Source organism: Candidatus Thorarchaeota archaeon (genome assembly GCA_013388835.1).
GTDB lineage: Archaea > Asgardarchaeota > Thorarchaeia > Thorarchaeales > Thorarchaeaceae > JACAEL01.
The window spans coordinates 20,910-30,884 of sequence record JACAEL010000028.1; the positions used below are offsets into that span (position 1 = coordinate 20,910).

Annotated in this window: 13 protein-coding genes; 5 read left to right on the top strand and 8 right to left on the bottom strand. The window is 54.4% G+C overall.

The window, feature by feature from the left end; translation table 11 throughout:
- Nucleotides 1-81: 81 nt before the first annotated feature.
- On the bottom strand, nucleotides 82-1,251 hold the full coding sequence (locus HXY34_05935; GenBank protein ID NWF95662.1) for an Lrp/AsnC family transcriptional regulator: 1,170 nt from the start codon (nucleotides 1,249-1,251) through the stop codon (nucleotides 82-84).
- Nucleotides 1,236-1,751, bottom strand: a complete 516-nt coding sequence (locus tag HXY34_05940) for a hypothetical protein (protein ID NWF95663.1) — start codon at nucleotides 1,749-1,751, stop codon at nucleotides 1,236-1,238. The genes HXY34_05935 and HXY34_05940 overlap by 16 nt, the downstream gene beginning before the upstream one ends.
- A gap of 99 nt (nucleotides 1,752-1,850) precedes the next feature.
- Between HXY34_05940 and HXY34_05945 the strand changes: the two genes are divergently transcribed.
- Complete coding sequence (locus HXY34_05945; protein NWF95664.1) at nucleotides 1,851-2,291, top strand: hypothetical protein; 441 nt, start codon at nucleotides 1,851-1,853, stop codon at nucleotides 2,289-2,291.
- Nucleotides 2,292-2,383: 92 nt separating this feature from the next.
- On the top strand, nucleotides 2,384-3,184 hold the full coding sequence (locus HXY34_05950; GenBank protein NWF95665.1) for a class II glutamine amidotransferase: 801 nt from the start codon (nucleotides 2,384-2,386) through the stop codon (nucleotides 3,182-3,184).
- 102 nt (nucleotides 3,185-3,286) lie between these two features.
- Here HXY34_05950 and HXY34_05955 read toward each other — a convergent pair whose 3' ends face one another.
- The 4 genes from HXY34_05955 to HXY34_05970 form a co-directional block, all read right to left on the bottom strand.
- The gene (locus HXY34_05955) at nucleotides 3,287-4,129 is read right to left on the bottom strand and encodes a class I SAM-dependent methyltransferase (GenBank protein NWF95666.1); all 843 of its coding nucleotides are present in this window, start codon (nucleotides 4,127-4,129) and stop codon (nucleotides 3,287-3,289) included.
- The gene (locus tag HXY34_05960) at nucleotides 4,077-4,880 is read right to left on the bottom strand and encodes an SDR family oxidoreductase (GenBank protein NWF95667.1); all 804 of its coding nucleotides are present in this window, start codon (nucleotides 4,878-4,880) and stop codon (nucleotides 4,077-4,079) included. The genes HXY34_05955 and HXY34_05960 overlap by 53 nt, the downstream gene beginning before the upstream one ends.
- Before the next feature lie 13 nt (nucleotides 4,881-4,893).
- Nucleotides 4,894-5,391, bottom strand: coding sequence for a leucine-rich repeat domain-containing protein (locus HXY34_05965; protein ID NWF95668.1), 498 nt, complete (start codon nucleotides 5,389-5,391; stop codon nucleotides 4,894-4,896).
- Nucleotides 5,392-5,494: 103 nt separating this feature from the next.
- Entirely contained in the window at nucleotides 5,495-6,148 is a 654-nt protein-coding gene (locus tag HXY34_05970) for a leucine-rich repeat domain-containing protein (GenBank protein ID NWF95669.1), read from the bottom strand.
- A gap of 555 nt (nucleotides 6,149-6,703) precedes the next feature.
- Here HXY34_05970 and HXY34_05975 point away from each other — a divergent pair.
- Together HXY34_05975 and HXY34_05980 are read left to right on the top strand one after the other, a co-directional pair.
- Nucleotides 6,704-6,880, top strand: coding sequence for a 4Fe-4S binding protein (locus HXY34_05975; GenBank protein ID NWF95670.1), 177 nt, complete (start codon nucleotides 6,704-6,706; stop codon nucleotides 6,878-6,880).
- A gap of 24 nt (nucleotides 6,881-6,904) precedes the next feature.
- The gene (locus tag HXY34_05980) at nucleotides 6,905-8,164 is read left to right on the top strand and encodes an acyl-CoA/acyl-ACP dehydrogenase (GenBank protein NWF95671.1); all 1,260 of its coding nucleotides are present in this window, start codon (nucleotides 6,905-6,907) and stop codon (nucleotides 8,162-8,164) included.
- A gap of 132 nt (nucleotides 8,165-8,296) precedes the next feature.
- Here HXY34_05980 and HXY34_05985 read toward each other — a convergent pair whose 3' ends face one another.
- Both HXY34_05985 and HXY34_05990 read right to left on the bottom strand, forming a co-directional pair.
- A complete protein-coding gene (locus HXY34_05985; protein ID NWF95672.1) occupies nucleotides 8,297-8,665 on the bottom strand; it encodes a nucleotidyltransferase domain-containing protein in 369 nt (122 codons plus the stop codon).
- Nucleotides 8,652-9,137: a DUF86 domain-containing protein gene (locus HXY34_05990; GenBank protein NWF95673.1), complete on the bottom strand. Its 486-nt coding sequence runs from the start codon at nucleotides 9,135-9,137 to the stop codon at nucleotides 8,652-8,654. The genes HXY34_05985 and HXY34_05990 overlap by 14 nt, the downstream gene beginning before the upstream one ends.
- Before the next feature lie 185 nt (nucleotides 9,138-9,322).
- Here HXY34_05990 and HXY34_05995 point away from each other — a divergent pair, with 185 nt between their 5' ends.
- Nucleotides 9,323-9,661, top strand: coding sequence for a hypothetical protein (locus tag HXY34_05995; protein NWF95674.1), 339 nt, complete (start codon nucleotides 9,323-9,325; stop codon nucleotides 9,659-9,661).
- Nucleotides 9,662-9,975 lie beyond the last annotated feature (314 nt).

Consider the following 9,975-nt stretch of genomic DNA (forward strand, 5'->3'; position numbering starts at 1 on the left):
AGATGGTTTGCTGAGTCCGACCGCTCGGTCTTAGAATCACACCACTAAATGTCCCACTCTGGAAAGCAGCTGCATGGCCTATCACTGCTCGACTCCCGCATCTCGGAGGACATCGTCTACCATGAAGCTCCTGTCGGTGCGCCACATCCTCTGTTCCTCGTCGAGTGTTTCTGGCCATATGTTGTACAGGAAGGCGTGTGTATAGTCAACAAGACATATCGAGGTTTCTGTGAGGTTTGAAAAGAGACTCGTGAGCAGTGGAGAGAGGTGAGTGGGTTGGAGACGAAGGAACCAGAACAGCTCTTCCCCTGAGATACGCATCGTGGACTCAAATGGTATTGGATTAGTCCTCATCCTGTTCCTGACCCGTTGCAAGTACTCCGCGTTGCCACGTCCGAACACTATGATGTTGCTGTAGATGTCAAAGGCAGCGGGGTCAAAGACCACACGATAGCCCTCAATGCACTGCTCGTTTATGGATTGAAGTCGTCTGCTAAACGTCTGCGGTGTGATTCTGATGCCTCTCTTGGCCAGAGCATCTATTATCTCCCTGTTTTTCCTTCTGGCGCCGTTCATGAGTTCGTAGATGACTTCGAGGTCGTTCTTAGTGAGCCACGTCAGAGCCTGTCCGGGCTTCTCATGACGAACCATGGGTCTGGGTGAGTCTTCAGCCGCGGAAGCAAACCATGCGTCCCAGTCGAACTTCCACGTCAAGGTCTTGGGGTCCCATCCCTTGATCTTGAGAGTCGAATAGATTGTTGGTTCCTGGTCGGTCGTGAGAAACCTCGTACTGTCTACGAGTCCTTGCTTCTTGAGGCGTCTGACAAGCTCCTTGACCTGGCCTGATGTACCGAGCGGCGGATTGAACTGTAGCAGGACGCCATTCACTGAACCATAGCACCGACATCTATACACGGTATATGGATGTGCCTTGGCCACTCTCTCTATCGCCTGTGTGCTCGCGGCGTCAGGGGTCTCAAGGAGAACATCGACGGTCTCGAGTCCCAGATTGTAGTAGTTGAGGAGGGGAGTCACGGAGAAGTAGGCTCTCCCGTTCTCCAGTCCCTGCAGCTCCTTGATTCTCTTCACTGCCGTAGGTTTGGATACCTCTGCGGCCTTGGCAATCTGGTCAATAGTACCAAAAGGATTCTCTTGTACGGCAATCAGAAGAGATAGGTACTGTCCCGTCAGACCGAGCAGACGACCACCCCCAGTTGTTAAAGCCCCCGGAGAGTCTACTGCACATACCATGTGAGGACGTCAACACGCGGAGGGGCAGGTCTCCCCTCAGTCGGTGGGTCGAAATTCAGTTGGTCGTAGTCCCAGCGAGAGTATCCACGGTCGATGACTTCAGCATAGACGTAGAACCAGTACCAGCCCTTCTCATTCGCACCATCGAACCATCCGAGGTCAATAGTGATCTTCGAGTATGAGCCGATCACCTTGATTATGTAGAGGTGAGTTTCTCCTGATGGCTTCTCCAAGAAACAGTAGAGGTATGAAGTGGTGAAGACGACACTGCTTGACACGCTTACACTGAACCTAGACAACACATCATCGGACATTCCGTCTCTATCGAGGTCCAAGTAGTTTGCATTGAGAACGACCACATCCACCGGTGGCTGAGTCGGTAGGGCTGCCGCGCTGCTTGGCAGTAGCGCAACGAGTGTGACTGTGGCCATTAGGATTACCAGAGCTCTGCGAACGCTTCTCGTATTGACCACCCTTGAAGCAGAATCCACCACATACATATATCCATTGGCCTTCTCAGTATGAGTGGGACTGTTGACAGGAGGTTTAAATACCCTGATTAACTTTTCTCCCCACCGTATTCGGGTGGCATAGTCGCATTGCGGTCTGAAAGTCAGCAGGATGAGCACCAGCACCTTCACTCGGTTGACACTGAAGCTGCGTCGGGCTGTATCACGTCCAGAGCGGAGTCGCTTCGCATCCTTCGTGAGGAAACGCAGTCCCCGCGCCTGATGATGGTGCAGTCCATAGACTTCGCGAAGGAGTACTATCGCGATAATAGGCTGCTAAGAGTCGCAGTGAGAGTGGTTGACGCTCAAGGCAGGAGCGTGGAGCGTGGACAGATCCGTCTGAGCGTATTGAGTCCTTCCGGAGAGAGGACTCACATGACCTCTTCGACAGGCAAAGATGGCGTGGCTTTGTTCAGCATCTGCCACGCAGCGAGTGGACGATGGGCCGTCAACGTACTAGATGTGACTCATCCTTCATTCGAGTTTCCTGATCTTGTACATCCTGAACGCTGCGGCTCAACCAGCGTATAGAGCGAGAGCTGACTCAACGGACCAGATATAAGGAGTGAACTCAGTTCCGTGCACACTTCAGGTCGTGATGTTCTTTGTGTGAACTTCTTGGGATGAGCTTCAGTTCACCAATCGGCACAAGGATCTCGCTGGACATCTTTCAGGCGCGCGGTCAGACGAACCCTGACGGTTGGGGCATCGGTTACTACATAGACGGGCTGCTTCAGGTCATCAAGGAACCCCGTCCGGCAGTGCGAAGTATGCTCTACGAATTTGCAGAGCACACAATTGAGACCAAGACGCTCATCAGTCATGTGCGTCGCTCGACATGCGGTGTGCGGAGTTACACCAACACGCATCCCTTCTACAGAAGCGTGTATGTTGGAGGTCGATTGAGCGAGTTCGCCTTTGCTCACAATGGGACAGTCAAGGATGTGGACCGGTTCCCTCCAGAGTGCTTCAGTCCTCTCGGGACGACAGACTCTGAGACCATCTTCTGCTACATCCTCGAGCGCCTCGTGAAGAGAGGTGTCGTCCAGTGGACCACTCATGACTTTGAGTTCCTCCGAGACCTGCTCACGGACATCAATGACCAAGAGAATGAGGTCAACTGCATCCTGACGAATGGTGAGTTGCTCTTCTGCTACTCCGATGAGAACAGGCATAACGGGGGTCTCAGGTTGCTGAGGCGTACTCCCCCGTTCCAAGCCCTTGACCTCGTTGAGGGCGAGGATGTGCTTGGGACGGTCGAGATGTCAACACAGAACATTGCCGGTCCTCCTGCTGAGGCCGCCATGGGCTACATTGTCGTGACGCGTGCTCTGACAGGCGGGGAGTGGGACGAGTTTCGCCCTGGTGAGCTGGTGGTGTTCAGAGAAGGCCACATCGTGTTTCCGGATGACCGGCTTGATTAAAGACCAGCAGGCACATGAACCGTATCCGGTGGTGTGTCTCGGGACCACACACCTCATAAATGACCATGGACGGGCGCCCATCTACTGAAAGCCCATTGTGAGTCATTCATCTCGGCTGGCCACAACGACTAGATCCCTAGACCTCTGTGGCTCGAAGACACTCCCCTCGTAGTCTGCAGTCCAAGAGATCCTCTTGAAGCCCGTCTGTCGAAGCAATCGCTCAAGAATCCCTCTATCAAGGTTGAGCACATGCTGACACCGCACCTCGGACGCCCAACAATCACCAGTCTTCCTCATGGCTGAGAACACAAGCGTGGACAGACCGCGACTCCCGGAGTGGTCAAAGAAACGAGCGAACACTACCTCCTCCCCCGTTGGTGTCACACCTCGCTTCAGAGGGAAACTGTCGAACTTGGAGAACCTTATCTCTTCAAAATTGAGCACTTGGAAGAGGAGGGTGCCGCCGGGAGCGAGCGACTTCTCAATGGCTACGAGGACTTCAGTGAGAGTGTATTGGTCAGGGAGCAGAGCCAGCGAGTTGCCAAGGCACAGTACAAGATTGAACTTGCCTAGCCGCAGTGAGTGCAGGTCCTCCATCCTCGACTCGATGAGCCTCACTGAGACCCCCTCTCGACGCACCAGCTCCGCAGCCGCAGAGAGCATCACATGGCTGCTGTCCAGCCCGACCACCTCAAATCCCCGGCTAGCCAGCGCGACGGAGTGGCGACCGCTACCACACGCCAAGTCTAGGACTCGCGCTCCTCGGCCCTTTGGCAGGTGTCTGAGCACGAATGGAATCTCCCTCTTGAGTCTCGCATCCCAGTCTATGGAGTTATCGTATGCGAGCGCGATTGCATCAAAGGCATCCCGGCTCTGAATACTAGTCCCTCCATCACTCGACCAGGGTCTCTGAGGGGGTGAAGAGCACTCTTCCCTCCATGCCACCTGCTACTGTGATGGCTTGGCCGCTGACGTGTCCAGCCAGCTTGTCAGATGCCAAGTACACTACTGCGGCAGCAATGTCTGCGGGTGTAGCCGTCTTGCGTAGCGGTATTGTCTGGAGTATTCTCGTCACCAGACCTTTCTCTCTGAGGACATCCGATGCCATAGGTGTCGCGGTCCACCCGGGGTTTACAATGTTGACCCGGCCATGGCGTGCCAGGTGTACTATCTCATTCTTGAGGCTCATCATGAGACCGTGCAAGGCCGCCTTCGAGGTTGCATAGTCTGAGAACCATGCCTCTCCAAACACGCCCGCAGTTGACCCTATCATCACAAGACTTGCATTCTCGGCCGGATGGTCCCTCAGGTTGGCGAGGAAGTACTTCGCGCAGAGGAATACCCCGGTGAGGTTGACCGACATGGTCCTCTGCCACTGGGCCAGTGTCATCTCGTGGACACCGACCGGCTGAGGATTAGCTATCCCTGCATTCGCCACCAAGATGTCAATCCTCCCCAGTCTTGCCACCGCCTGGTCGAATAGGTGTTTGACACTCTCCTCACTTGTCACATCCACCGAGTGTGGGTTGATTGAGTCGCGCCACTCTCTTGCAATCTCCGTCAAGCTCCCTGCAGATGTGTGGTAGGCCGCAGTCACACGTGCTCCCTCTCGGAGGAGATGAAGCACTGTCTCAAGACCTATCCCTCCTGCAGCACCAGTGACAATGGCATGTTGTCCGCTCAGTCCAGTGTCCATTCCAAGATCTCCGTCAGGCTGCTGGTCTGCGGTCGAAGTGTGTCCAGATTATCTTGTGGTACTGATCAACCAACACATTTGGCCAGCTGCCAAATGACCGGAGGAATATGTCCGCAATAAGGGTCGTGGTGGGGTCAATCTTGAGTCTCTTCAGCTGTGCACACTCGAACAGAGCGGAGATGTCCACCCTACGGACCGAGTTGTGTTCAATGGACAGTTCCTCAAGGTTAGTGCACTCCGCCAGTGGTGACAGGTCTAACGTCGTCAACTGGTTGTGGTCAAGAAGTAGGACCCGCAGGTTTGAGCATTTGGCCAGCGGCGTGAGGTCAATCTCAGTGAGCTTGTTGAAGCTCAGGCTCAGGCTCTCGAGTTGACTACACCATATCAATGGCAAGAGGTCAACACTGGCAATCTCTCTGAGGTCAAGGCCAATTCGAGTCTCATCTGTGTTTACTCGCTCAGTCTTTTCGAGTCCTGCTGTCGTTATGTATCTCAGGATTATCTCGTCCATCAGAGATGCCCCTCAGTGGCCGGCTAGTATTCTTGCTTGACTGGGATTCTTACTTGAGGAACACAGTTCTGACTATTAAGTTGCCGCCTGTGCTTGCGTGTCCTTACGCACTCATGCCCCTCTTCACGTAATCAAGACCTCTCTGAAGAACGCTCATCCTCCGGAAGTCGCCTGCTCTCTCTGCCTCTTCGATCTCCCTCGTCAGCATACGCTCAATGCGGTCACAGAGCTCGAATGTGAGCAGCTGGTCCACTATCTGTGCATTGTCGGGACTCGGATATGTCTTTGAGAGAGCTGTGAATACCTCGTTCTTGAGTCGTTCAATCTCAACCAGTGGATTGTTGTCTCCATCGGTAGTCCACTTGACCGGGCGATGTCTTCTCAGTTCGTCCAGAGGCTGCGGACGTGGTCGACTCACCACAGTGTCATAGTTTGCCTCTATCTTCACTATGTCGTCGACCTCGATGTTACTGAGTCTTGGACAGTAGAACAGTGGGGTCACATCCAATCGCCCCAAGCGGTTACCCCTCAGAGCAAGTCTGTCAAGAGATGGACACCGCATGAGTGGCCAGAGGTCTATTGTACTGATTAGATTGGTGGACAAGTCGATGACTCTCAGGTCCCTACAAGCAGCGAGTGGTCGCAGGTCAATCGAGAGGATCTGACGACCTGACAGAATCAGTTCTGTTGTGTCCGTCCGTAGGGGGGTCTTCTCCTCTCCTCTCTTCGTCCTGTAGACTATGGCTAGTTCGGTCAATGTGCAACCTCTCCTATGAGCTGCTCCCTCAAATGGTGAGGTGACGGATAGAACTGTGCAGTATTCGCTTATGAAATATGCTAAACATCACCGCGACTGTTCCTCGCCGACCTCTTGGTGCTCAATCGGTCCAATCATGTACACGTTCTAATGATTGAGTGAAGCCTCCTGCGTCTGCACAACGCATCGCGAACCTGAGACTCTGACATCTCGTACGTCCTCGTGGATTGCGACCGCTTCAGCGCATCGAGTGTTCCGTTCAAGGCCTCTGTATCCGTTGGCTACGTGATGCTGTTCTACTACAAGCCCCCGCGCATCTGACCTTGGAACGCAGAGTCGTGGCTCCACCTCAAGCTGAAACTATAAGCGACATTGTCTGCATCAGTCACGATGCCAATCGACAGGGAATTCAGGGAGCGCTGGACACGCAGTTCGGAGCATGCTGGTCACTCAGTCTGGACGTCTGGCCCATCTGACGGCGAGAACCATGGGTATGAGGTGGGGGTGCACATCGAGTCGTGCATCGGATGTATGAAGTGCATCAGGGTCTGTCCTGTGTCAGTATTTGAAGTGTGGTCTGCGCCCGGCGGGGCCATTCTTGCCGACCCTGTTCATGAGACGGAGTGCATACACTGCCTTCTCTGCGAGATTGTGTGTCCCACAGATGCCATACATGTGTTGGTAAGGCGCACGTCCGACGATACGCTAGATTCTTTACTCAGGCGAGTCTAGAGCTGTTCCACAGAGGTCCGGACCATGTTTGATGTCCTGCTCAGCAAGGAAGAAAAGGAGCTGCGTGATGAAGTCCGCACTTTTGTCAAGGACAAGGTGGACAGTTCACTGATAGTGGCAATGGACTCCAAGGAGAAGGAATACCCCTACGAGTTCATCAAGGCTGCTGCGAGTGCCAATCTCCTCGGGCTCAGGTTTCCCACCAAGTACGGAGGTCGAGGTCTGAGCTGGGTTGCGGAGACTGCCGCCATCGAGGAGATAGGCGTACTGGGCATCGCGCTCGGCTGCGCGTACTCTCTGCCGAGCATAATCGGAGAGTCGCTTGACAAGTTTGGTACTGAGCGACAGAAACGGGACTACCTGGCTCCTACACTCAGGGGTGAGAAGATCTGCGGGGAGGGTCTGACAGAGCCCCGGGGCGGGTCTGACTTCTTTGGCACCAACACCATTGCCGTCAAGAAGGGTGACAGGTTCGTCCTGAATGGTGAGAAGCGATTTGTGGCGGGTGGTGTCGGTGCGGACTACTTCTTGGTCTATGCACGAACAGACTTCCAAGCTCCCCCTCACAAGTCCCTGAGTGCCTTTCTGGTTGACCGAGACGCAGGAGTACGAGTCGAGGAGCAGTATGAACTGATGGGCTGCCGCGGGATGGGCGCAGCTCGAATTGTTATGAAGGATGTAGAAGTGCCTGAGAGCAATCTTGTAGGGGAACTCAACGGCGGAAATGACGTCTTCAACAAGATGATGGTACCTGAACGGTTGACGTCTGCAGCGGGTGCTATCGGTCTGGGACGCGCTGCGCTTGAGATTGCGATACGCTACTCTGACCGCAGAGAGGCCTTTGGAAAGACAATTCGCAAGTTCGAGGCAATCAGCTTCAAGGTCGCCGACTGTGCCACAGAGCTGGATGCAGCGAGGGGACTCGTATACCGGGCTGCAAGAGTCGCTGACACCGGCGCGTGGTGTAGAAAGGAGGTCTCACAGGCAAAGGTGTACGCCACTGAGGCCGGTTTCCATGCAGTCCACGAAGCGATGCAGATGCTCGGGGGCATAGGCTACACGGATGTCTACCCAATTGAACGGCTGTATCGCGATGCCCGCTTGGCGACGATCTGGACCGGAAGCAACGAGGTGCAACGCCTGATCATCCAGAGCGAGGTGTATGATGAGGTGCTTGGTGAGGCACGAGGAATCAAGAGAGATGTCGAGATGGACACTCCAGGCGCCCACAAGACCGCTGAGAAGGTCTATACCGAGCCCCCTGACAAGTACGTACGGAAGTAGTCGGTGTACGGCGGCCTCAACGGCGCGAAGACTCCTTGTTCACACTCTGAAGTGACTTCATCGGAGTACGAATGTCTAGGACGCCTGACTCTGGCAGCGGCTGCCAACCCTCCCTCGGAACTGGTCACACACTCACTGTCTCATCTCGCGAATCGATGGAATCTCCACTCTGTGCCGATAGTCATTCCAACGCCGCCTGTATCTGCAGAGGTACAGCCCTATCTCTAGTGGGTCGCCAAAGAGCACCTCATAATGGTCCAATATGGACCCGATGACGAGCAGCGGCAGGGCTTCCAATACATGAATGTCATACCTGTCAGAGGCTCTCCCTGATGCATCGATGCGAGTCTCCATCAACAAGCGTCTGTCGCTTGACCTTGTGATGATTGCGACATCAATGTCTGAATGGGGGGTGAGGTCGCCTGTGACAAACGAGCCGAACAGGATGACCTCTCGGTCCTTAAGGAAGTGCAAGTCCGCTCTTACGTCATCTACCTTCATTCAGTAGTCTCTCCACTACATCAAGGAACCGTAAGAGGGCCTGTTCCACTTGCGGGACTGACTCCAGCACAATGCCGCTGTCTATACCGTTGTACTGATGCACCAGGACGTTGCGAAGACCATTGCATCTGCGGAGTTGTTCTGCCAGTGCCTCGTCAATCACGCCGAGTCTTGACAGGCTCTCTATGTTCTCGACATCTCCCTTCGGGACTGTGCCTCTGTCCCTGCACAACATAGCTATGATGTCCATGCAGCTCTCAATCGCCGTGAGTATGTCATAGTAGACTCCCTTCAGTACAATCCCCCTCGGCGATGGCATGACGCTTGCCACCTCTCTGAGACTAAGAGTTATGTGACGCACCTTCTCGCCGTAACGAGCAACTCGACTCCTGTCCATGGTCATCATGGAGATTGACCGACCCAGTTCCTTAGTAATCTTTCTGGCCAAGTACGCACCATCAATTCTTGACAATGAGGGCACCCATGAGAAGGGGCGTCAGAGGACAAGGAGACCTGTCTCAGACACAGTCACTGGGAGGAGCGTCTGGAGACTCGCTAGCCAAAGTGTTATGAGCCCAATGACAGACACGGTGGCTCAGGTGACCTCAGACGCAATTCCTGTTCCCATCATCGCTCATCGTATTAGGCGGAGTGGCAATGGCACTAGGCTACATCTGCGGCAGGACTACAGCACGCATGACCGCTTTGTCTACAAGTGTCCGACTTGGCATGGTTGCCCTTCTGTCTGTGTGCGTGGCTGGAGGTGTACCTCTCGGTTTCTCATTGATGACTACAGTCACCGACAGCTCATGGATCACTTCCCTTGTCACTACGGCATTCGGGGTCTTCTATGGGCTCATAGGTCACTGGAAACCGTCAGAGCCTCGGCCTGTGCGTGCTCGCGTTGTCTACGAGCCAGAAGATGACGAGGACTTCGACCGAGCGATAGAACATGCACTGGGTAGCGACACCCGGAAGACCCGAGAGCGCGACTAGCTATTCCTCAACTCTGTACATGTATGGTGACATTCGGCAGCGAAATCGAGTGTTGTGTCGCCTTCTCTGACCATCAACCCGACCTACAATCAGGCACATGATCCATCTGGCAATCACGAGTGTGTTGTGTTTCTCATCCGCACAGGGTTAGCAGCAGCTGCCCAGAAGTCGGACAATCTTGGACATCACTGCGTGTTGCATATATACCTCCGTGCGGGAACTGAGAGCTCGAGGTCGGTTAGACACCTCATGAGACCTCTTCTCGAGGAGTGACCCCAGTGCCGTCTCCTGGGAGTGACAAGACTCCTGTGTCA